This is a genomic window from Marinobacter sp., assembly GCF_052094685.1.
In the GTDB taxonomy this organism is placed as follows: domain Bacteria; phylum Pseudomonadota; class Gammaproteobacteria; order Pseudomonadales; family Oleiphilaceae; genus Marinobacter.
Window position 1 is genome coordinate 31,416 of record NZ_JBQDKB010000016.1, and the last position, 21,799, is coordinate 53,214.

Sequence of the window (21,799 nt, forward strand, 5' to 3'; positions counted from 1 at the left end):
TGTAACACCCTACACTGGTTGCGACACCCTACACTGGTTATGAAGAGCTATACTGTTAGCGAAACCGTTTAATTGAAGACACAGGGAGAATGGCAAAGTGAGCAACAAAGAATTGCAGGCACTCAAAGAACGCTATGTTGCGGCAGGCGCGGCAAGTCCCAATGAGCAATTTGCTGACCACGCAACCAATTCAGAACTGTGGGACGCGGACGGCAAACGAATGATCGACTTTGCCGGCGGCATCGGTGTTCTCAACATCGGTCACCGGCACCCAAAAGTAGTTGAGGCGGTGAAAGCCCAACTGGATAAACTGATGCACACCTGCCAAACGGTTATGCCCTATGAGGGCTACGTACGTTTGGCTCAAAAGCTAAGTGAAGTTACGCCGGTAAAAGGCCACGCCAAAGTGATGCTGGCCAACTCAGGCGCTGAAGCCCTGGAAAACGCCCTTAAGATTGCCCGTGCAGCCACCGGTCGCACCAACGTAATCTGCTTCAACGGTGGCTATCACGGCCGTACCTTCATGACCATGGCGATGAATGGCAAGGCAGCGCCTTACCAGACAGACTTTGGCCCCATGCCAGGCACCGTATTCCGGGCACCTTATCCTGTGCCCTATCACGGCGTGAGTGAGGATGAAGCTTTACGTGGTTTGCAGATGACAATGAAAGCTGATTCTCCGGCAAACCAGACGGCGGCCATTGTGCTTGAGCCGGTACTGGGTGAGGGTGGTTTTTACGCAGCACCAACCAGTTTCCTCAAAGCACTCCGGAAAATTTGTGATGACAACGGCATTCTGCTGATTGTCGATGAAGTGCAAAGTGGCTTTGGCCGTACCGGCAAGATGTTCGCCATTGAGCACAGCGGTGTTGAGCCAGACATCATCACCATGGCCAAGAGTATGGCCGATGGCATGCCAATTTCGGCGATCGTGGGTACCGACAAAGTCATGGATGCGTCAGGCCCCAATTCTCTGGGCGGCACCTATACAGGTAGCCCAACCGCCTGTGCTGCGGCCTTGGCCGTGTTCGAGGTGTTCAAGGATGAGGACATTCTGGGCAAGAGCGTTGGCTTGGGAGAGAAGCTGGAGCAGCGTTTCAACCAATGGCAAGAACAGTTCACCCATGTGGATAACGTTCGCTGCCTCGGGCCCATGGCGGCATTCGAGATGGTTGAGAGCAAAGAAAACCGCAAGCCTATGCCAGAAATGGCTGCAGCGATTACCAAGAAAGCGAAGGAGAAGGGCCTTATCCTTCTGAGCTGTGGCATGTATGGCAACACACTGCGCTTCCTGATGCCGGTCACCATTGAGGACTCCATCCTTGAGGAAGGCTTGGTGATTGTAGAAGAGTGCCTGAAAGAAGCCGGCGCCTGATAAATTCACGAAGACTGAAGGTTATAAAACCGAACCTCCGGGTTCGGTTTTTTTATGGAGTTCGTCGTATACTGGCTGTAGTTGTTTCACCAACCAGGCAGAGCCATGACTTCACCGAACACCACATCTGTACCCGAGCACAAACCCAGGCCATGGGTTGATCTGCTGGTCAGTATTGTCATCCCCTCCGTTATTCTGATGAAATTCAGCGGCGACGAGCATCTTGGCAGCGTTAATGCCCTGATTCTTGGTTTAGCATTCCCTCTTGGTTGGGGGTTGTTCGAGCTGATTCGCTATCGCAAAAAGAATTTTATAGCCGTGCTTGGCTTGGTAAGTGTCGGGCTCACCGGTGGTATTGGCTTGCTAGAGCTGGACGCCGGCTGGCTGGCGATAAAAGAGGCAGCCATTCCCGCCATTATTGGCTTGGCAGTGTTGGCCTCTACCCGCACAAAGTACCCTCTGGTTCGCACCCTCCTCTACAACCCCAACGTGCTCGATGTGGCAAAGATTCAAAAAACGTTGGAAGAACAAAACCACGTGGAAGAGTTTGAAGGGCGCTTGCTGAACGCGAGCTACTTCTTTTCCGGCACCTTTCTGTTTTCATCCATCATGAACTACGTAATTGCCCGCTGGATAGTGGTAAGCCCTTCCGGTACCCAAGCCTTCAATGAAGAGCTCGGCCGGATGACTCTTGTGAGCTACCCAATGATAGCCATCCCGTCCATGATCATGATGATGCTTATCTTCTATTACCTGTGGCGAACCATTCGCCGGCTGACGGGTTATACCCTAGAAGAGGTGATGGCTCCTCATTTGGCAGAAAAAGAGAAGGGAAAAGCCAACTCATCAGGCTCCGCATCCGGTAAATAATCCTATATTCCATCTACATACAGCACTTTTGGGATTAAAAAAACGGCCAGAGTATCGCTACTCTGGCCGTTTTTTTTACCAATCTGAACAATGTTAGATGTCTAGATTGGTCACTTCCAGCGCATTTGTCTGGATAAAGTTACGTCGCGGTTCAACATCGTCGCCCATCAACGTGGTGAAGATTTGGTCTGCCGCAATGGCATCTTCAATCTTTACTTTCATCATCCGACGCGAGTCAGGATCCATGGTGGTTTCCCACAACTGATCTGGGTTCATCTCACCCAAGCCCTTGTAGCGTTGGATATTCAGACCACGCTGAGCCTCCTTCATCAGCCACTGCAATGCCCCCTCAAACGACAGCACCGCCTGTTTACGCTCACCACGCTGAACGTAAGCACCTTCTTCGATAAGCCCGTTCAGAGTTTCGCCAAGGCGTGCAATAGCGCCATAAGATGGCGAATCAAAGAAATCATGGCTAAATGTGTGCTCGTACGGAATTCCGTGCACATAGATGGTTACTTTTGGCAGATAGAGCTCACGCTCATTGTCCTTGGCCACAGAGAAGGTGTACTTGGTACCCGTGCGAGTATCGACATCTAGCCCATCACCCAAACGAGTAGCCCAAGCAGCAACCGTTTCCTCGTCCTTTAGATGTTCTGCCTTCAACGTATCGTTATGCAGCATCTGCTCCAGTACTTTCGCTGGATAGGCGCGAGATAAGCGATCAATCATCGCCATAACCGTCTGATAATCCTGCACCATGGTTTCAAGAGCGGAGTCCTTGATGGAAGGTGCTTCAGGGTTCACATACAGCTGTGCGCCCTCTAGAGACGTCTGAGTGAGATAAGCCTCTTTTGCCTTCTCGTCCTTCAGGTATTGCTCTTGTTTGCCACGCTTCACCTTGTAAAGCGGCGGCATAGCGATGAACACATGGCCACGTTCAATGATTTCCCGCATCTGACGGAACAGGAATGTCAGCAGCAGAGTACGAATGTGGGAACCGTCCACATCGGCGTCCGTCATGATAATAATGGAGTGATACCGCAGCTTATCTGCGTTGAACTCCTCGCGGCCGATACCACAACCCAATGCGGTGATTAGTGTGCCCACTTCGGCGGAGGATAGCATCTTGTCAAAGCGTGCTTTCTCGACGTTCAGGATTTTACCTTTAAGCGGCAGAATCGCTTGGGTTTTGCGGTCTCGGCCCTGTTTGGCGCTACCGCCGGCCGAGTCACCCTCCACTATGAACAGTTCAGAGAGGGCAGGGTCTTTCTCTTGGCAATCAGCCAGTTTGCCTGGCAAGCCGGCAATATCCAGCGCGCCTTTTCGACGAGTCATATCCCGGGCTTTACGAGCAGCTTCACGGGCCCGTGCGGCTTCAATCATCTTATTAACGATAAGTCTGGCTTCGTTAGGCTGCTCTTGCAGATACTCTGCAAAGCAATGATAGAGCTCCTGCTCAACAGCCGTTTTCACTTCCGAAGACACCAACTTGTCTTTTGTTTGTGAAGAAAACTTAGGATCGGGCACTTTCACACTGATAATTGCTGTTAGCCCTTCCCGAGCGTCATCACCGGAGGTGCTGACCTTAGCCTTCTTACCCAAACCTTCATGCTCAATGTACGTATTCAGCGAGCGGGTAAGCGCGGAACGGAAACCGGCCAAGTGCGTGCCGCCATCCCGTTGGGGAATATTATTGGTGAAACAATAAATATTTTCTTGAAAAGCGTCGTTCCACTGCATGGAAACTTCCACCACAATGCCGTCTTCACGCTCACGGGTGAAGTGGAAAACCCGGTTAATGGGCGTTTTGTTTGCATTGAGGTGCTCAACAAATGCACGTAAACCGCCTTCGTATTCGAAGATTTCTTCTTTACCGCTACGCTCGTCTGTCAAGCGGATACGCACACCGCTGTTTAGAAACGCCAACTCCCGAATGCGTTTTGCCAGAATATCGTAGTGGAACTCAATATGGGTAAACGTCTCGGGCGACGGAATAAAGTGTACCCGAGTACCAGAAGCGTCTGTCTCACCGACCGGCGCCAAAGGCGCGTTTGGTACACCGTGTGTGTAGGTCTGCTCGTACACCTTTCCTTCGCGACGGATGGTCAGGGTAAGGGTAGAGGACAGAGCATTTACAACGGAAACGCCTACACCGTGAAGACCACCGGAAACCTTATAGGAGTTATCATCAAACTTACCGCCGGCGTGGAGTACTGTCATGATAACTTCAGCAGCGGATACGCCTTCTTCCTCATGAATATCCACAGGAATGCCACGGCCATTGTCTTGGACACTTATCGATTCATCGGGATGAATGATAATCCCGATTTCGGAGCAGTACCCTGCCAGAGCTTCATCGATGGAGTTATCCACCAATTCAAACACCATGTGGTGCAGGCCGGTACCATCATCCGTATCGCCGATGTACATCCCTGGCCGTTTCCGTACCGCATCCAGCCCTTTCAGAACTTTGATGCTGGCAGAATTGTAGCTCGATTCACTCATTAAGAAACTCCTGAAGCGTAAGGGCCGGCGCTTTCCCCAAACCGCATCTCGCAGGCTAAGGGCTTGATAAGCCGGTTTTATTCTTCCTTCAATTTGCCATGTTCCACGTGGAACATTCGGTAATCAGGTGTCTGACTCCCCTGCCACAACGACTCTGGGTCGGGATGTTCAATGGAGGTAATAAACACCTGGCAACGTAATTCCTGTAACTTGCGAGCCAACATTGTTCTATGGCTCTCATCCAATTCGGCATTGATGTCATCAATCAGAAAACTGACCTGTTTCCCAAGACCGTTCAACACCATACTTTGGGCAATTTTCATCAGTATAACGAGGGTCTTTTGCTGGCCGCGGGAAAACGTTTCCGCCACCGGTCGTCCTTGAAATCTGATCCGGATATCCGCACGGTTTGGCCCATAAAGGGTGTGTCCCATGCGAGTTTCCTGTTCCCGGTGGCGAACAAGCACATCTACCAGTGATTGACTGGTATCCCACCCAGGGTAAAACTCCAGTTTCAACTCATCCGTCCAGCTCACATCCACCTCGTGAACCAAACCGTCGAACGCACTTTTGAACTGATCAAAGGCGACTTTTCGGGCTTCGCTGATTCTTTCGCTCAGTGCTGCGTACTGAGCATCCCAGATGCGCAACATGGATTCGTCTAGTCTACCATTTCTCAGCGTTTGATTCCGCTGTGATGTGACCCTCTGGCACTGTTGCCAGCTTGAGGCGAAGGAAGGTTCCACGTGGAACACTGCCCAATCGAGAAATTGACGACGCTTTCCAGGACCACCGGCCACAATATCGAATACACCTGGGTCAATGACTGACACGGGCAGATGCATTGCAAGAGAGGAAAGGCTCCGTACACCTTCGCCATCAACGCGCAAAGTGGTTTCTTTCTGGGCCACATCTCTAGAGATTCCTAACCGGTGAGCAAGGGCATGTGAAGAGAGCGCATTCCGCTCTTCATCAAACCCGTGATCCAAGCCACCAAAAACGGTGAACCGCTGTTGGCCGTGCTGAACTACCGCCTGGTGCCTATTAATCCGAAAGGATCGGCCAAGGCCAAGATAACCAATAGCTTCTAGTACACTGGTCTTCCCGCTGCCGTTGGCACCGTATAGCAGATTAAAAGAAGGGGAGAACGATGCAGGTTCAGCGGGGGATAGATTGCGAAAAAACTCGGTATGCAGTTTTACCAGCGCCATAAAAAGGACAGCTCGTCGCAGCAGCAAGAGAAATGGAACGTATCCATGAAAAAAGGCAGAATCCCACCGTCAAAATGAAATGCTGCCCTTAGTGTACAAAACCAATTAAGCGAAGGCGACCGCCTCAGTGAAGCATATTCAAACGCTCATCCATGAAAACATCCATCTCTGGCGCAAGGATATGTACGTAACGGTCAAAATACAGGAACTGCTTCAGCAACAGGGCGAACTCCCTCGGGAAGTGTAGCCCGTGACTTTCACCCACTTTAACCATATCCATCAGAATGTTATTCACATCGTCTTCTGCCTGATCCGCCTGGTAAGGCACCTGATCCGGCACCATCTTATCCATCTGTTGATACAGCTTACGTAAATCGTTCGCCAAATCACCTGCCTGAACCGTGTGGTTGGTGATTCCGATACGGATCATGGCATCTGCCATACCGTCGAAATTACCTACCATTACTGCAGAAATAAAATCGCTGACCGCTTCCCAAGTGTCGGGTCGAATTCGGCCCACAATTCCGAAATCGATAAACCCTATACGTCCATCTTTCAGCACCATCAGGTTGCCCGCATGCACATCAGCATGGAAAAACTCACACTGAGTCAGACTGGAAAACCAAGTATTCATTGCGGTAATCAGAGTCCGCTCAGGATCTTTAGCGTAACCACGAATACTTTCAAGATCTGTTAAAGGTACGCCGTGGAAACGTTCCATGGTAAGTATCCGACGGGTGCTGGCATGTTCGTAAACCTCGGGAACCGTAGCGTCTTCATTATGGGTGTCGTGGAGAAACCTCCGAAACACTTTAAGGTTGTTTGCCTCCTTAATAAAGTCGCATTCCTCCATCATAGTGCGTTGAATTTCTTCAACAATACCTGAGAGCGAAGTCCAAGAAAGCTTTGGAGCCAAAGTCTCAAGAATTCTCGCTGAGAGATACAGAAAGTTCAGGTCGGTTAGCAGGATATTTTCAACACCCGGCTTCTGCACCTTGATCACAACATCTTCACCAGTAACCAGCCGCGCCGCGTGAACCTGTGCAATGGATGCTGAAGCCAGCGCTACCGGATCAATCTCCGAGAACACCTCATCAATGGGCCGATCCAGTTCATCACGAATAATGCGCTTTATTACACCAAACGGCAGATTGGGCGTGCGATCCAAGCAGTACTGAAATTCTTCCACGTATTCCTTCGGGAAGAAGGTCGGGGAACTGGCAATGAACTGCCCAAGTTTGATGTAGGTTGCACCCAAGGATTCGAACGTTTGACGCAACAGGCGCGGGGCAGGGGGACGATCACCCCCCACCCATTTGACACCGGTTCGGCCAAGTACAGAAAGTGTTTGCCCAATTCTGAACGCGCCTTTGATTCCGTTCGTTACGGTGCCCATTATCGATTCTTCTCCTATAGCCTCATTGGCATAACCACATAGAGACAGCGGCTATCGATTTGCGATTCGATCAGTGCGCTACTGTTCGGATTGGAGAGTGTGATTTTCACCTGCTCATCATCCAGCGCGTTCATGACATCTACTAAGTAGCCTACATTAAAACCAATCTGTAGGGATTCGCCCTGATAATCCACTGACAGGGCGTCTTCGGCCTGTTCCTGGTCCGGGTTGTTGGCAAACACTTGAAGCTCATTCGTTGCCAAGTTCAAGCGAACACCACGGATGTTTTCATGGGACAAAATGCCGGCCCGCTGAAGTGTGTTCTTCAAGGTGGCTCTATCTGCCAGAACTATCTTATCGCCACCACGGGGAATCACCCGGTTGTAATCCGGGAATTTTCCTTCAATCAGTTTGGAGGTAAACGTATAGGACCCAACCGTCGCCCGCAGATGATTATCTCCGATAACCAACGTGACCGGTGTCTCCACGTCATCCAGCAACCGTGAAAGCTCCAGAACGCCCTTACGAGGCACAATAACCTGCTTCGGTTCGGCACAACCGGTATTCAGCTCAACATGAGCCATGGCCAGTCGGTGACCGTCAGTGGCCACTGTGCGCACATGATCCTTGTCCACTTCCAACAGCAAACCGTTCAGGTAATAACGAACGTCCTGCTGAGCCATGGCGAAAGCCGTCGCATCAAACATGCGCTCAAGTTCTTTCTGGGGCAGTTCAAGACGGAAGCTCTCTGGTTCATCTTCCACATTAGGGAAGTGCTCGGCCGGTAGTGTAGACAACGTGAAATGGCTTGCGCCACTGCGTATATGCAGCCTATCGCCTTCAAGCACCAGTTCTATTGGCGCTTCATCGCCCAGCGCCCGGCAAATGTCTGAAAGTTTTCTGGCCGGTACGGTAATCTGCCCGGGCTGGTCAACATGGACAGGCGTTATCCGTCCTACCAGCTCCACTTCCATATTCGTCCCGGTCAAAACCAGAGTGTTGTCTTCGGCTACCAGCAGCACATTGGAAAGCACCGGCATGGTCTGCTTTTTTTCAACGACACCGGCAATACTTTGCAACGGTGTGAGCAGGGATTCACGGCTGATCGTCAGTTTCATGTCACTCAGCTTTCTGTTGTTGGAAGGATGAATGTGGTGTTCAGGTGGTTAGCAATCTCATGAAGTTCTTATAGTCTTCGCGGATCCCAGGATCTGTCTCCTGAAGCTCCACGATTTTCTTACATGCATGCAAAACAGTTGTGTGATCGCGGCCCCCAAACGCATCTCCAATTTCCGGCAGACTGTGATTGGTCAACTCTTTCGAGAGCGACATAGCCACTTGCCGAGGCCGGGTAACCACCCGGGTGCGCCGTTTGGAGTGCAGATCCGCAATCTTGATTTTATAGTACTCAGCCACTGTGCGCTGAATGTTATCGATACTTACCTGTTTTTCATGCAGCGCAAGCAGATCTTTCAAGCTTTCCCTGATAAACGGCGGCGTAATTTCAGAACCTGTAAAGTGAGCATTCGCTATCACCAAACGTAGCGCGCCTTCAAGCTCTCTCACGTTAGAGCGAATTTTTTGAGCAATGAAAAATGCCGCTTCGCTGCTCAATTTAACATTGGTCTGCTCCGCCTTTTTCATCAAAATCGCCACCCGCGTTTCCAGCTCTGGCGGCTCAACCATCACCGTGAGTCCCCAGCCAAAACGAGACTTCAGGCGCTCCTCCATATCGATGATTTCTTTTGGAAATCGATCACAGGTTACGATGACCTGTTGCCCACCCTCAAGCAACGCGTTAAAGGTGTGGAAAAATTCTTCTTGGGAACGCTCTTTGCGGGCAAAAAACTGAATATCATCAATCAATAACGCGTCTACGGAACGGTAGTACCGTTTGAATTCACTGATCGCATTCAGTTGCAGCGCCTTGACCATGTCTGCAACAAACCGTTCCGAGCGCAAATACGCAACTTTAGCATTAGGGTTGCGCCGTACAATCTCATTTCCGATGGCGTGCATCAGGTGGGTTTTACCCAAACCTACGCCACCGTACAAAAATAGCGGGTTATAGGCACCACCTGGGTTTTCAGCCACCTGCATTGAAGCAGCCCTGGCAAGCTGGTTCGACTTACCTTCTACAAACGTATCAAACGTGAAGCCTTCATTGAGAAAGCTCTGATGTTTGATATCACCTTCTACTTGAACCTGGCGCCGGGGTGTTGCAGATCCATACCCCCTACTCTGCGCAGGCCGGCCACTCGCAGTAACCGCCACACCTTTCTCTTCTTCGGTCACTCTGCTGCCTGTCTCATCCTGCACTCGCTGTGCTGATCCCTGCTGAGCAGTTTCTGAGCGCTTCACCGGTTCGTCTTCCCGGGGAGCGGAGCCGACCCTCATGCTCACTCTTGGTGCCTGCCCACCATTCAAATCCTTGAGAACTTCTTCTATACGTCGCAGGTACTTTTCATTGACCCAATCCATCACAAACCGATTAGGTGCAAATAGCATCAGTTGCCCCTCCCGATGATCAGACTGAAGGGGCCTGAGCCAGGTATTAAACTGTTGTGCGGGAAACTCATCCCGGAGTACTTCAAGACATTGATGCCACATACCGTTCGGCACGACAGTCCGCTCCCGATAACTCATAAATTTCTCGAACCGGACTGAGGATGCCCGATCCCGAAAGATGACCAAGGATTCTAACCTGCTGGCCTCTCCAGTGAAAGGGTAAACGCAGCATCATAAACACCCTGTGGAAATTTATATTGTTTATTATCATCTGGTTAAAAACTTATATACAGCCTTGTGTACAGAAAATTCTCATTAAAAGTTATCAACACACCTGTGTGCACAACCGGCCCTCAGCTCTGTGTGTAACCATTAGGTCTCTTGGTGGATAACTTATGAGTTTCATCTGCCTCTGACTTCTCCACAATCCATCCTTCGCTCGTCCACAGGCCTTAAGCCTACTTTTCCTAACTCTTGTAAATGCGACAGGATGTTGATTTCAGTTTGAAATATTGGCTTTTCCACAGAAAATGGCCTCTGTAATAACAGTAATAATAGAATCTTTAAAAGAATTATAAAAAAGACCTATAGATACTATTACTCGTCAACTGGCCTTCAAATTTGCGAACACTTTTGAAACGATCCAGCAGTCAAATTTCCCATCGGGATAACTCCGTATCAATAAACATTGAACCTACGGGAAAACTTGAATAGAATGCCGCTCCTGTTTTGGCTATTAATTTCCCAGCCAACTCCTGAATGTCCAACACACGAATTGTGAGATAGTCACCATGAAAAGAACGTTTCAACCAAGCGTCCTGAAGCGTAAGCGCGTTCACGGTTTCCGTGCCCGTATGGCTACTGCCAACGGCCGCAAGGTAATTTCTCGTCGCCGTGCCAAAGGCCGTGCTCGTCTGTCTGCGTAATCTGTCGTTCGCCTTATGAAGGCTTTGAATTTCCCGAAATCACATCGTCTCTTACGGCCTGCTGATTACGGCAAAGTCTTCGACGACGTACAGTTGAAGGTTCCGCACAAGAATTTTCTGATCCTGGCTACTCCGAATAACCTCGGGCATGCCAGGGTCGGTCTTGTTTTTGCGAAAAGGAACCTGAAACTTGCCGTACAGCGAAACCGGATTAAACGTCAGGTGCGGGAAACTTTCCGACACCAGCCTGAACTTCCTGGAATGGACATTATCGTTCTTGGTCGCCAAGGGCTCGCAGCTCTGGATAACCAGACAGTTCGCTCGTCTCTGAATGGCATCTGGCACCGGCTGACAAAAAAGTATCATCAGCTGCCGTCATCTCAACCAGCAGAGCCTTCATCTGCCGGTGAGGGAACAGGTTAATGCGTAAGTTGCTTCTTCTTCCTGTCCGCTTTTACCAGTATGCCATCAGTCCGCTAATGGTCAGTCATTGCCGTCACTATCCAACCTGTTCACAATACGCTGTGGAAGCCATCTCTCATCACGGTTCTCTGAAAGGCGTATACCTTTCAGTAAAGCGCCTGTTGAGATGCCATCCCTGGGCAGAAGGCGGTTATGATCCAATACCAGATACCGTACAATCGCCGCAGGCAGGCATAGCACCGTGTTGCCCTCAGGCTGACCATTCCCCTATAACAACCCAGACCAGACAGTAACTCTATGGATATTCAACGCATCGTATTATTTGCCGGCCTGGCTATTGTCAGTTATCTGATGGTACTTGCCTGGAACGACGATTATCACCAGCCAGTCCCTACTGAGCAGGTAGCAGACTCTACGCGCGTCCAGTCAGATAACAGCTCTGCTGATTCTGATGCGATGATTCTTCCAGGGGAAGCCTCTCAAGCAACCGAAAATCGTGAAAACGAAGAATTTGCAACGCCTGAAAACGGTCAATCGGTCGTCAGCTCCACTAACTCTGGTGTCAACGTAAGCGACCAATATATTCGGGTTCGCACCGATGTTCTGGATCTGGTTATTGATCGTGTGAGCGGCAATCTTGTCAAAAGCTCTCTGCTTAGCTACGACGACTCACTGAATAGTGATAAGGCACTGACGCTACTGAACAATACAAAAGACCGTTTTTACGTATTGGAAAGTGGGCTTATCGGAAAAAACGGACCAGATAGCGCTAAAAACGGACAGGCACCCGTCTACGATACCGATGCGACAAGCTATGAGCTGGCTGAAGGCGACAACGAGCTGACGGTTGACCTTGTACACACCATGGAGAACGGTGTTCGCATTACTAAGCGGTACCAGTTTACTCGCGACAGCTATGAAATGGACGTTCGTTACCTTATCGACAACCGTTCAGATGCAAACTGGCAAGCCAACTTTACCGGTAAAATCGTGCGTAATGAGGCCCCAGATCCTACCTCCGGGCCCAGCATGGGCATTAAAGCATTCCTGGGTCTTGTAACCAGCTCGCCGGAAAATCCTTATGAAAAATTTGATTTTGGTGATCTGGAAGATAAACGGATCAATGAGACCGTAACTAACGGCTGGATTGCCTTTCTGCAGCACTATTTTCTTGCAGCCTGGGTACCAGAAAGAGATCAACCCGCACAATTTCAAACGACTCGTCGCGGCCAGTTACATGTAATGGGTTTTGTTTATCCGGCCACCACTGTAGCGCCTGGCGAAACTACAGAAATTGGTGCTCGTGCCTATGTAGGCCCGAAGATTATTGATCGTCTTGAAGCGGTTACACCTAGCCTCGACCGCACCGTAGATTTCGGATGGCTATTCTTTATTTCGCTGCCACTGTTCATCGTGCTCGAATGGTTCCACAGCATAGTCGGCAACTGGGGTGTATCCATTATCTTGCTGACGGTGCTGGTCAAAGGCCTGTTTTTCAAACTATCCGCCACCAGTTACCGCTCAATGGGCCGTATGCGTGCAGTGGCTCCACAGCTAACTAGGCTGAAAGAGCTGTACGGCGATGATCGTCAACGCATGTCCCAGGAAATGATGGCTCTGTACAAGAAGGAAAAGATCAATCCTCTTGGTGGTTGCTTACCTATCCTGGTTCAAATGCCAGTGTTCATTTCCTTGTATTGGGTATTGTTCGAGAGTGTGCAGTTGCGCCATGCACCCTTTATGCTGTGGATTCACGATCTTTCAGTGATGGATCCCTACTTCATTCTGCCAATCCTGATGGGCGCCAGTATGATGTTGCAGATGAGCCTGAACCCAACTCCGCCGGATCCTATGCAGGCCAAGATTATGAAGCTGATGCCGGTGGTATTCACTATCTTCTTCCTCTGGTTCCCAGCCGGTCTGGTACTGTACTGGCTGGTGAACAACATTCTGTCGATCAGCCAGCAGTGGTACATTACCCGCAAGATCGAAGCAGAGATGGCTGATAGAAAACACTAATCTGGCCGTCAGTTAAAAGCTCAGTAAAGGCTCCGTAATGGGGCCTTTACTGTTTCAGACATGCAAAAATTTGCTGTGTAGGAGGCCCGTATGATGAACCATGCCACCCACGTTCCCGACACCATTGCGGCCATAGCCACGGCTCCTGGTCAGGCCGGGGTAGGTATTGTTCGGGTGTCTGGCCCGCTGGCAAAAGCTATTTCCGTTGCAATGTTAGGGTATACGCCAAAGCCGAGATACGCTCATTACGGAGCATTTTTAGATCAGCAGAACCAGCTCATTGACGAAGGCATTGGACTGTTCTTCCCCAATCCGCATTCTTTTACCGGCGAAGATGTGTTCGAGCTGCAGGGGCACGGTGGCACCGTCATCCTGGATCTGTTGCTGCGAGAGGTTTGTCGACTTGGGGCACGGCTGGCACGCCCTGGTGAGTTCTCGGAACGAGCATTTCTCAACGACAAACTAGATTTGGCTCAGGCTGAAGCCATTGCGGATCTGATTGACAGTAGTTCGGAGCAGGCCGCACGCTGTGCTGTGCGATCTATGCAAGGAGTGTTTTCACGGCGTATCGAAACCCTGGTTGAAGCCGTGACCCATCTGCGGATTTATGTAGAAGCTGCTATAGATTTCCCGGAAGAGGAAATCGACTTTCTGGCAGACGGTAAAGTCGCCACTGATTTGCAAAGTTTGCTGGAACAGCTCCGGGACATACTGGATGAAGCCCAACAGGGCACTATTCTTCGGGATGGCATGAAAGTGGTAATCGCAGGCCGCCCCAATGCCGGCAAATCCAGTCTCCTTAACGCGCTTGCCGGGCGAGAGGCAGCCATAGTAACTGCCATTGAGGGCACTACTCGGGATGTCTTGCGCGAACACATACACATCGATGGCATGCCATTGCATATTATCGACACTGCGGGCCTGCGTGATAGCCCGGATGAAGTGGAACAGATTGGTATTGCCAGGGCTTGGGACGAAATCCGCCACGCGGATCGCATACTGCTCATGGTAGATGCTACCACCACAGATAAAACCACCCCTCATGAAATTTGGCCGGATTTTATTGACCAGTTGCCGGCATCAGCCCCGGTTACGGTGATCCGTAACAAAGTAGACCTGAGCGGAGAAACAGTGGGTATTTCAGAGTTATCCACAGGCCAGGCACCGGTGATACGCCTTGCGGCGAAATCCACTAGTGGCCTGGATGTTCTGCGAGACCACCTAAAACAATGTATGGGCTTTGCCAGTACCACCGAAGGCGGCTTCCTGGCCCGTCGACGGCACTTGGATGCGCTGGAGCGGGCTTTGGACTTACTAATGCAGGGCCAAGCCCAGCTGGAAGGTTATGGTGCGGGTGAGCTGTTGGCTGAAGATATGCGGGCCGCTCAAGATGCGTTGGGAGAAATCACCGGGCAGATCACGCCGGACGAATTGTTGGGCAAGATTTTCGGGTCGTTTTGTATTGGGAAGTGATACCATTAGCGGTTCTGAGACTATCCGACCCACCAGCGCTCTTTTGTAAGTCGAATCAGTCTGAACTGCTACAATAAAAGAGACCTAAAAGGTAAAGTTATCCTTATTAATTGATAATGATTATCATTAGTGTAGAATCCTGTTCATTAGTACACTAGCGCTTTTATCAGGATCACCATCGTGACATGTTGTTTGGTCGAAAATATTGCTTCCTTCGAACAGTTCAACCTGAATCTAGTTGGACGTAGCTGGGTACGTTTTGTCAATCATTGCTTCAGTGAAGATACGATAATTGAAAATATGCATAGCCCTGGACTTCATATTTCCATGCTGGGAACGTGTCAGGGAGTAACAAAAAATAGTGGTATGGATCCTCTACGGGATTACAGTTACCAGTACATGGTCACGATGGTTGACCAGCCTTGTTTTTCCCAAATGCAGTTCTATCGTGACACCACTTGGCAAACCTTATCCATCATTCTTCCGCTTGATGCTCTTCGCGGAAACATTATGATTCCTGAGTTTCGGGCCAATTTTTCCCATGCTGTTCCCCAGATCCAGCTTGCTGAATTGGGCCCAGTGTCAGGTAACATTCTCCGCTGCTGTGAGGCTGTTTGGAACTGTCCTTTGCAAGGCTTGGAGCGAGGACTGTTTATTCAGGCAAAGGCCCAAGAGGTGTTGGCGTTGTTCCTGCACCAAAAGCATCAGCAGAAAATGATGCCGGACACAGGTCGTTTATCAGAACTGAGCAAGGTGATGAGCTATATTCAGGCAAATCTGGCTCAGGAATGGCGCTTGTCCAAGGTAGCCAGACTGGCAGGCAGTAATCAAACCTATGTGAAGCAAGACATAAAGACACTTGTTGGCCTGAACTTTAGTGACTGGCTCAGGAAAACACGGCTAGAAGTTGCCTGTGAACAGCTGGCTGGTTGTGAATCCATTACCCAAATATCGCTTGATGTGGGTTTCAAAAGTCAGGCGCACTTTGCTACTTCATTCAAGAATGAAATTGGAATTTCACCCAGCGAATATCGCCAATCTCTGGTCCAGAGACAAGTTTCTTAAGATTTTTTGCCAGATCTGAAAATGGCATACCTCTGCACGAAAGATCTCCCTTCTCTTTATCGGTAAATTAATCAGACGTCTGCGGTGATAGCCACCACTCGTCATCGTGCCATCAACGCGAAGCACCGAGTTTCACCTAACGACGACTAGACCTATCAGAGCGCACTAGCATGAATTTTCGTAACTATCCGTGGTGGATGTTGGCCAGCACTTACATCACGCAATACATTGGTCTCGCATTCATTATGTCGGCGGCGATGGCCATATTGCGGCAGCAGGGCATGTCTCTGGACAAGCTTGCGCTAGTGAATCTTGCAGTTCTGCCTTTGGCCGGCAAAGTGCTTTATGCCCCTATCATTGATAAGTATCGGTTGTCATCGCAAGGCACCTATCGCAGTTGGTTGCTGGTGGCTCAATCCAGCATGGTTTTTCTGCTGTTTGTTGCCGGTACATTGGATTTCGAACAACAATTTCCCTTCGTGCTGGGTGTTCTTGCATTGTATGTTTTTGCTGTGAGCATTCAGGATGTAGCGGTAGACGGTTTGTCCTGCAAACTGTTTGATGCCGAGTCGCGGAAGTTCGCCAACAGTGTTCAGTTTTCCGGAAATCTGCTTGGCAACATTATCGGTGGCGGGCTGATTCTCACGTTTTATCCCAGCTTGCTTTGGCGGGGTTCCTTGTGGTTGTTGGCAGGTCTTACCTGTATATCCCTTCTACAGATACTGCTCTATCGTGAGCCCGAGGAAAACTCAAGCCATAGTGGAAACACTCCGCAAAGCACCACTCTGTGGTTGGATATCAAGTTGTTTTTATCACAACAAAAACGCTGGTTTCTAATCATGGCGCTTTATCCTATCGGGTCTACTTGTGGCTTCGCCTTGCTCAACCCTCTTCTGGTCGATAGTGGTTGGCAGTTAGACAAGATAGGGTTCGTGCTCAAAATCTACGGTTCTGTTGTTGGTTTGCTTTCCGCTTTGTTCGCTGCCCCCTTGATTGGCTGTATGGGCCGGATCAATGCTTTGATTAGTGTCGTCCTGCTTCAGGCGTTTGCCTTGTTGCTCGTGATACCCATTGCTCTGGGGTATACCACCGAACTCTGGGTCTATGCCGCCGTTACCGTGCATTTTCTGGCGTTTCCCGCCCTGTTGGTGGTGACTTCCACCATCATTATGGATAAAGCAGCGTTGACTAACCGCAAGGCGACATTTTTTACGCTTCAGTTCAGCTTTGCTTCAATGCTCGGATTTGCCTATTCAGCAGCAAGTCTAGCGCTGGCAAAACACGTTGGTTACAGCACTGTTGTTATTGCAGGTACTGTTTTTACCGCAGGAGTTGCGGTTCTAGTCTGGCTGATGCGGGAGCAGACAACCGCCATCGATACCTTAGACACCTTTGGCTTGCAAGAACATTCTTAACACGGACCACCTGCCAAGACCACGCCGGATAAACGACCAGATACCAAGCCCTACAGAGCTACCAAGGAATAAACGCACTATGAACAGAAAGTTTATTGGAAACATTGATTGCTCAATAAAAGCACCTTTATGGTTTACCTTTTCATTGCTTGGCTTATCAGGCTTTATTTTGGCACCTTCGGTCAGGGCTGATGCGGTGACTCTGGATACTTTGGTTGTCACCGGCGAGAAAATCGAAAAGTCGATAAAAGACACCAGTACCGCAGTAACCGTCTTTACAGAGGATCGGGTGGATTCCGGCGATTTCAGTGTAACGCAAGAAGTTGTGACACAAACACCCAATGTGGTGACTGACTCCTTTGGCAATATCTCCATCCGGGGTATGTCTGGAGGCGGGGCAGCCAACGGGGGGGCAGCTTTGATTACCGGATCGCGGGCACGTGTTACCACAGTGATTGATGGTAGTACTCAGGATTGGTCCGGGTACAACTTCACGCCGGAATTTCTATGGGATGTAAGACAGGTTGAAGTGCTGAGGGGGCCCCAATCGACAGCACAAGGGCCGAGTGCGATTGCGGGCGCGGTTGTGATCACCACAAATGATCCCGTTTTCAAGAAAGAAGCCGCACTGAGAACTGGCCTGGAAAGCTACAAGAACGGCAATTTGAAATATCAGCTTTCGGCTATGACCTCCGGTCCAATTATTGACGAAACCCTAGCATACCGACTGGCGATTCATGGTAACAAAGGCGAGGGCTGGTTGAACTATGAAGCAGCGGATTTCAACGTTCCTGATCTGGACGAATCTGAAAGCCTGAATGTGCGAGGTAAACTACTGTGGCTGCCCTCCAGCCTACCCAATTTGTCTGCAAAAATGACGTTGACTCACCACAAGAATGAGGGTGAACACGCAAGCTTTGCCAGCAACACAGATGAGGGTATCCGGACGCAAACCCTAGATATTACGTCTGCTGTCGCCCGCCTTCAGGATTCCGAAGAAAATGCAGCGGCATTGGATATTGATTACCAGATCAGTGAGGGCATCACCAGTGTGCTTCATCTTAATCACATCCGCTCGGATATCTACGCGAATGGCTACATGGCGTCAAATGTCTTCAACTATGACATTGATCAGAAAAGTACAGCGATTGAAAACAGGGTTGTACTTAACCGGCCATCATCTGCCGTAACGGGTGTTATTGGCCTTTTTGCGGCCAGAAAAACCTCCAGCATTTTCGCAACGCAGGGCCCGGTGACCATTGATACCGATTATACAACCAATACCACGGCTGCGTTCGGCGAAGGAACCTACGCTTTTTCACCCTCTACATCAGCGACGGTAGGGCTGCGTATCGAGAATGAAAAAATCGACAAAACAGGGTCTCTACTCGCCAGCGGACCACTGCAGCAGGATTCAGATGAAACCTATTATCTGCCCAAACTGGGATTGATGCAGGGTGTTTCCGACTCTACCACTTTGGGTTTTACCGTTAGGAAAGGGTATAGCCCGGGTGGTTCCGGGATTACGTTTGATGGGGATGTATATACTTACGATAGTGAGGAAGTAACGTCTTATGAGTTGAGTAGCAAAAGCGAGTTTGGAGAGGGCGCCGCGCTTTATGCAAGCCTGTTCTACAATAAGTACGACGACTATCAGGCGTTGTCCGGTCTCGCTCTGTTTAACGTCGATCAGTCCCATATCTATGGGGCTGAACTGGAAGCCAGTATCTGGCCCACTAATAGCCTTGAACTCACAGGTTCTGTAGGAATCCTGAAGAGCAAGATTGATGCTCATGACACTTTTGAAGGTAATGAGCTGCCCAGTGTACCTGATTCCAACCTGCGTATCGGACTGACACAGTTTATCGGTAATGCATGGTCTGTCGGAGCAGATATCTCCTATGTCGGAAAATATTATTCCGAGCTCGATAATGATCACTCAGCTAAGGTGGGTGATGTCGTGATTACGGATCTGCGCGCTCAGTATCAGAAGGGTGATTTTACGGTGGATGCGTACGTCAAAAACCTTGCTGATGAACATGCTGTGTATTACCGCGTGGGTGCACTTGCTACGGTAGGTCAGACGCGCACTGTCGGTCTGAGCATGACCTATCGCATGTAGGCTTTCATTTCCGGGGAAAACAAGGGCTGTTGTCAACCGCCTTTGTTTTTCACCGATCACATTCCATTGTTTCCGATACCTTTTTGCTGACTATAGAGCCCTATAACCATGCGCATACCTGTTGGTGATGTTGATCACAAGCTCGACGTTATTGATCACGTAAATCAGGATCACACCGAAGAACTTATGGCCATTGCCCGGGGCTACTATCTTCAGGGTAGTGTTCAATCTGCAAAGCTTAGTGATATTTTCGAGGATGGCGTTGAACTGGAGATACACAGAGAAACAGACAGAATTCCTGAATTGCTGTTCGTGCCCTTTGAAATTGATGGCAGTCTGGAAGACAAGATTCTTTACCTTGCCTTTGCCGCTGTTGTTAAACAGGGAAGGGACTTCGGAGGCTCGGGACGACGCTTTTTTGAAGTTATTGCCAAACAGGACGTTACAGAGAACATCGCCCGTCTGACCATCCATTCAACCAGCCCGTTGCCTGATTACTATCCTGGCTATGCGTACGCATTCTTACTCAAAAGTGTATCCAAGAGGCCCGCTAAGGCAAGTTCCGAAAATGGCAAAAAGACCTGGTCCAAAAACCTTATTGATCGAGGTTTTATATGGTTACTGAAGCACTTGTCGGGTAAAAACAGGCAAAAGCTTCTGGAGAGCGCCAATAAGGACATACGCCTTTATACTTTGCGTAAGTCGTGGAAAAGTCAGAGCTCGGCCTTCGCAGATCAGGGTTATATCGACATTTTCAAACACGGTGACACGCGGGGAAGCCAGTGGATTAGAGAACTGTGTGTGGGGGACATTATCCAGAGTCGTTCAGAAACCCCAGACAGGCACCCACATTTGAGTGAAGGAAAAGCGACCCTGATAGCGGATGAAACTGCGTATCCCGCACTTGCGGGAATACTGGAACATTGGCAAAACAAGATTCCACCCAACATTATTTTATTAAGCAAGGATAAAGCTGATCAGGACTATTTTGGTGAGGGTTTTGTTCTTGGAACGGCTGCCGTACATCGAGTGATATGCCCGGTAGACAAACAGGGAAGCGAAACTTTGCGGATTCTGGAGACTATCGAACAAATTGATGTGGTGTGGGCCGCGCTTGAATCTGCATCAGCAAAAATGATCAGGCGTTATCTGCGTAGTGAGCGTCAGATTCCCGGAAAGCACAATCACACGAAGGCTTATTGGGCTTTGAAATCCAGACGTGGGCAAGATCCGGAAGTATGATTTTTGCGGGCACACCAACCCGTCAACGCGAGAGAGCATATTCCGAGTAGAAAATTTGGTTACTGTAGCAATCTACTGGTTCTTCAGTTCTACTTCAGGGGCAGCACCTGAGGCTCTGCACGTTGTGTTTTTCACTGGAAAGTGAACCAAAAACCTGACAAACAACACGTCTTAAACTTCCTGCCGCTACCACAGGGGCAGTGTGGGATAGTAGTTTACTCTGGCATTGATTCGTAGCGTTTGCGTCAGGGATTGATTTAAACCATGTTTATCGAAACCACTAGAGCTTCTGTATTCACCCAGCTAACCGGCTTATTTTGTCTTGTGCTGGCACTCAGTGGGTGCAGTTCAATGTATTACAGTACGATGGAAAAGTTTGGCGTTGAAAAACGCGATATTCTGGTGGAAAGAGTGGGGGATGCCAGAGATTCCCAGAGTGATGTCCGCGAAACGTTTCGATCGTCTCTGGAGCAGTTTCAGAGCGTGGTGGGCACGCCGGAAACCACGCTACAAGAAAAATATGAAGTCATCAGTAATGCTTATGATGGTAGCCTCAACTCGTCAAATAAGGTACAGGATCGTATCGAGGCGGTTGAAAATGTATCCGAAGTCTTGTTTAACGAGTGGGAAAATGAACCGGATCTGTACGAAAGTGCCTCACTTAGGAAAACCAGTAAGCGCAGGCTAGATGAAACCCGCAAGCTATACAGCAGCTTGATTACCTGAATGTATCAGGTTGAAAAGAGTACGGATCCCGTGCTGGAAGCATTTATACAGCGGTTTCGTGAATAACGCGTTTGAGGCTTGAGCTAATAAAACCAAGTGTTGAATTCCTGAATTTGACGGTCGTCAATTTTGCTGCACGTAATGTTGCCTGCCGCGCTCCTTTTATTTACAAACGTTAATCTTCTGATAGTTTGAGATGTAGTAACTACCCGCAAATGAGAGAGCAGAAAAATGAAACGGCAAACACTTAAATTGGCTATTGCTGTCAGTCTGGGTATTACTGCAGGAGCCGCAATGGCGGCGGACTTGCAGGATCGTGCGCGGGAAATGTTTTCGGCGATACCCCAGTACCCACCGGTTATTGATGGCAATGAGTTGACCGAAGCAAAACTTGAGCTTGGCAAAATGCTATTTTTCGAGCCACGCTTGTCTGCAAGCCACCTGATTTCCTGCAATACCTGCCATGGTAATCCCCCCGAAAATCCAAGGTGTTCAAAAGTAGAATTTTCCGTAAGCTAAA

Annotated in this window: 19 protein-coding genes; 13 read left to right on the forward strand and 6 right to left on the reverse strand. The window is 49.5% G+C overall.

From position 1 onward, the window contains the following. The first annotated feature begins 97 nt into the window (after window positions 1-97). Together gabT and ACTH3S_RS05495 are read left to right on the forward strand one after the other, a co-directional pair. On the forward strand, window positions 98-1,375 hold the full coding sequence (gene gabT / locus ACTH3S_RS05490; protein ID WP_441808022.1) for a 4-aminobutyrate--2-oxoglutarate transaminase: 1,278 nt from the start codon (window positions 98-100) through the stop codon (window positions 1,373-1,375). A 105-nt stretch (window positions 1,376-1,480) separates the two neighbouring features. Further along, entirely contained in the window at window positions 1,481-2,245 is a 765-nt protein-coding gene (locus tag ACTH3S_RS05495; protein WP_441808023.1) for a VC0807 family protein, read from the forward strand. 93 nt (window positions 2,246-2,338) lie between these two features. On the opposite strand, the gene gyrB is transcribed toward ACTH3S_RS05495, so the two are convergent. From gyrB to dnaA, 5 genes are all read right to left on the reverse strand, one after another. Beyond that, a complete protein-coding gene (gene gyrB, locus ACTH3S_RS05500; protein ID WP_441808024.1) occupies window positions 2,339-4,753 on the reverse strand; it encodes a DNA topoisomerase (ATP-hydrolyzing) subunit B in 2,415 nt (804 codons plus the stop codon). 77 nt (window positions 4,754-4,830) lie between these two features. Continuing rightward, complete coding sequence (gene recF / locus ACTH3S_RS05505; RefSeq protein ID WP_441808025.1) at window positions 4,831-5,964, reverse strand: DNA replication/repair protein RecF; 1,134 nt, start codon at window positions 5,962-5,964, stop codon at window positions 4,831-4,833. 124 nt (window positions 5,965-6,088) lie between these two features. Beyond that, window positions 6,089-7,360 (reverse strand): ABC1 kinase family protein, encoded by a 1,272-nt coding sequence (locus ACTH3S_RS05510; protein WP_441808026.1) that lies wholly within the window; start codon window positions 7,358-7,360, stop codon window positions 6,089-6,091. 14 nt (window positions 7,361-7,374) lie between these two features. Then, window positions 7,375-8,478 (reverse strand): DNA polymerase III subunit beta, encoded by a 1,104-nt coding sequence (gene dnaN, locus ACTH3S_RS05515; protein ID WP_441808027.1) that lies wholly within the window; start codon window positions 8,476-8,478, stop codon window positions 7,375-7,377. A 40-nt stretch (window positions 8,479-8,518) separates the two neighbouring features. Beyond that, window positions 8,519-9,970, reverse strand: coding sequence for a chromosomal replication initiator protein DnaA (dnaA, locus tag ACTH3S_RS05520; protein ID WP_441808038.1), 1,452 nt, complete (start codon window positions 9,968-9,970; stop codon window positions 8,519-8,521). 689 nt (window positions 9,971-10,659) lie between these two features. Here dnaA and rpmH point away from each other — a divergent pair. From rpmH to ACTH3S_RS05565, 9 genes are all read left to right on the forward strand, one after another. After that, window positions 10,660-10,794 carry a 50S ribosomal protein L34 gene (gene rpmH / locus ACTH3S_RS05525; protein WP_008172542.1) on the forward strand — a complete coding sequence of 45 codons (135 nt, stop codon included), beginning with the start codon at window positions 10,660-10,662 and terminating at the stop codon, window positions 10,792-10,794. Window positions 10,795-10,809: 15 nt separating this feature from the next. Next, window positions 10,810-11,217 carry a ribonuclease P protein component gene (rnpA, locus tag ACTH3S_RS05530; RefSeq protein WP_441808028.1) on the forward strand — a complete coding sequence of 136 codons (408 nt, stop codon included), beginning with the start codon at window positions 10,810-10,812 and terminating at the stop codon, window positions 11,215-11,217. Next, window positions 11,217-11,510 (forward strand): membrane protein insertion efficiency factor YidD, encoded by a 294-nt coding sequence (yidD, locus tag ACTH3S_RS05535; protein ID WP_441808029.1) that lies wholly within the window; start codon window positions 11,217-11,219, stop codon window positions 11,508-11,510. Before rnpA ends, yidD begins: the two co-directional genes overlap by 1 nt. A 4-nt stretch (window positions 11,511-11,514) precedes the next feature. Next, on the forward strand, window positions 11,515-13,236 hold the full coding sequence (gene yidC / locus ACTH3S_RS05540) for a membrane protein insertase YidC (RefSeq protein ID WP_441808030.1): 1,722 nt from the start codon (window positions 11,515-11,517) through the stop codon (window positions 13,234-13,236). 93 nt (window positions 13,237-13,329) lie between these two features. Continuing rightward, window positions 13,330-14,709, forward strand: a complete 1,380-nt coding sequence (gene mnmE / locus ACTH3S_RS05545) for a tRNA uridine-5-carboxymethylaminomethyl(34) synthesis GTPase MnmE (protein WP_441808039.1) — start codon at window positions 13,330-13,332, stop codon at window positions 14,707-14,709. Between the two features lie 192 nt (window positions 14,710-14,901). After that, entirely contained in the window at window positions 14,902-15,774 is an 873-nt protein-coding gene (locus ACTH3S_RS05550) for a helix-turn-helix transcriptional regulator (protein ID WP_441808031.1), read from the forward strand. A gap of 170 nt (window positions 15,775-15,944) precedes the next feature. Beyond that, window positions 15,945-17,189 (forward strand): MFS transporter, encoded by a 1,245-nt coding sequence (locus ACTH3S_RS05555; protein ID WP_441808032.1) that lies wholly within the window; start codon window positions 15,945-15,947, stop codon window positions 17,187-17,189. 79 nt (window positions 17,190-17,268) lie between these two features. Next, window positions 17,269-19,311, forward strand: a complete 2,043-nt coding sequence (locus ACTH3S_RS05560; protein ID WP_441808033.1) for a TonB-dependent receptor — start codon at window positions 17,269-17,271, stop codon at window positions 19,309-19,311. 108 nt (window positions 19,312-19,419) lie between these two features. After that, on the forward strand, window positions 19,420-20,553 hold the full coding sequence (locus ACTH3S_RS05565) for an SIP domain-containing protein (protein ID WP_441808034.1): 1,134 nt from the start codon (window positions 19,420-19,422) through the stop codon (window positions 20,551-20,553). Window positions 20,554-20,684: 131 nt separating this feature from the next. Here the strand turns inward: ACTH3S_RS05565 and ACTH3S_RS05570 are convergent, their stop codons facing one another. Beyond that, window positions 20,685-20,762: an SEC-C metal-binding domain-containing protein gene (locus ACTH3S_RS05570; protein WP_441808040.1), complete on the reverse strand. Its 78-nt coding sequence runs from the start codon at window positions 20,760-20,762 to the stop codon at window positions 20,685-20,687. 142 nt (window positions 20,763-20,904) lie between these two features. On the opposite strand from ACTH3S_RS05570, the gene ACTH3S_RS05575 reads away from it, so the two are divergent. Together ACTH3S_RS05575 and ACTH3S_RS05580 are read left to right on the forward strand one after the other, a co-directional pair. Next, the gene (locus ACTH3S_RS05575) at window positions 20,905-21,279 is read left to right on the forward strand and encodes a DUF2959 family protein (protein ID WP_441808035.1); all 375 of its coding nucleotides are present in this window, start codon (window positions 20,905-20,907) and stop codon (window positions 21,277-21,279) included. Window positions 21,280-21,510: 231 nt separating this feature from the next. Further along, on the forward strand, window positions 21,511-21,798 hold the full coding sequence (locus ACTH3S_RS05580; protein ID WP_441808036.1) for a cytochrome c peroxidase: 288 nt from the start codon (window positions 21,511-21,513) through the stop codon (window positions 21,796-21,798). Window position 21,799: the final 1 nt, after the last annotated feature.

Coding starts and splice junctions, on each gene's coding strand:
- ACTH3S_RS05495 (WP_441808023.1), top strand. CDS start 1,481: ATGACTTCACCGAACACCACATCTGTACCCGAGCACAAACCCAGGCCA.
- gyrB (WP_441808024.1), bottom strand. CDS start 4,753: ATGAGTGAATCGAGCTACAATTCTGCCAGCATCAAAGTTCTGAAAGGG.
- recF (WP_441808025.1), bottom strand. CDS start 5,964: ATGGCGCTGGTAAAACTGCATACCGAGTTTTTTCGCAATCTATCCCCC.
- ACTH3S_RS05510 (WP_441808026.1), bottom strand. CDS start 7,360: ATGGGCACCGTAACGAACGGAATCAAAGGCGCGTTCAGAATTGGGCAA.
- dnaN (WP_441808027.1), bottom strand. CDS start 8,478: ATGAAACTGACGATCAGCCGTGAATCCCTGCTCACACCGTTGCAAAGT.
- dnaA (WP_441808038.1), bottom strand. CDS start 9,970: ATGTGGCATCAATGTCTTGAAGTACTCCGGGATGAGTTTCCCGCACAA.
- rpmH (WP_008172542.1), top strand. CDS start 10,660: ATGAAAAGAACGTTTCAACCAAGCGTCCTGAAGCGTAAGCGCGTTCAC.
- rnpA (WP_441808028.1), top strand. CDS start 10,810: ATGAAGGCTTTGAATTTCCCGAAATCACATCGTCTCTTACGGCCTGCT.
- yidD (WP_441808029.1), top strand. CDS start 11,217: ATGCGTAAGTTGCTTCTTCTTCCTGTCCGCTTTTACCAGTATGCCATC.
- yidC (WP_441808030.1), top strand. CDS start 11,515: ATGGATATTCAACGCATCGTATTATTTGCCGGCCTGGCTATTGTCAGT.
- mnmE (WP_441808039.1), top strand. CDS start 13,330: ATGAACCATGCCACCCACGTTCCCGACACCATTGCGGCCATAGCCACG.
- ACTH3S_RS05555 (WP_441808032.1), top strand. CDS start 15,945: ATGAATTTTCGTAACTATCCGTGGTGGATGTTGGCCAGCACTTACATC.
- ACTH3S_RS05560 (WP_441808033.1), top strand. CDS start 17,269: ATGAACAGAAAGTTTATTGGAAACATTGATTGCTCAATAAAAGCACCT.
- ACTH3S_RS05565 (WP_441808034.1), top strand. CDS start 19,420: ATGCGCATACCTGTTGGTGATGTTGATCACAAGCTCGACGTTATTGAT.
- ACTH3S_RS05575 (WP_441808035.1), top strand. CDS start 20,905: ATGTATTACAGTACGATGGAAAAGTTTGGCGTTGAAAAACGCGATATT.
- ACTH3S_RS05580 (WP_441808036.1), top strand. CDS start 21,511: ATGAAACGGCAAACACTTAAATTGGCTATTGCTGTCAGTCTGGGTATT.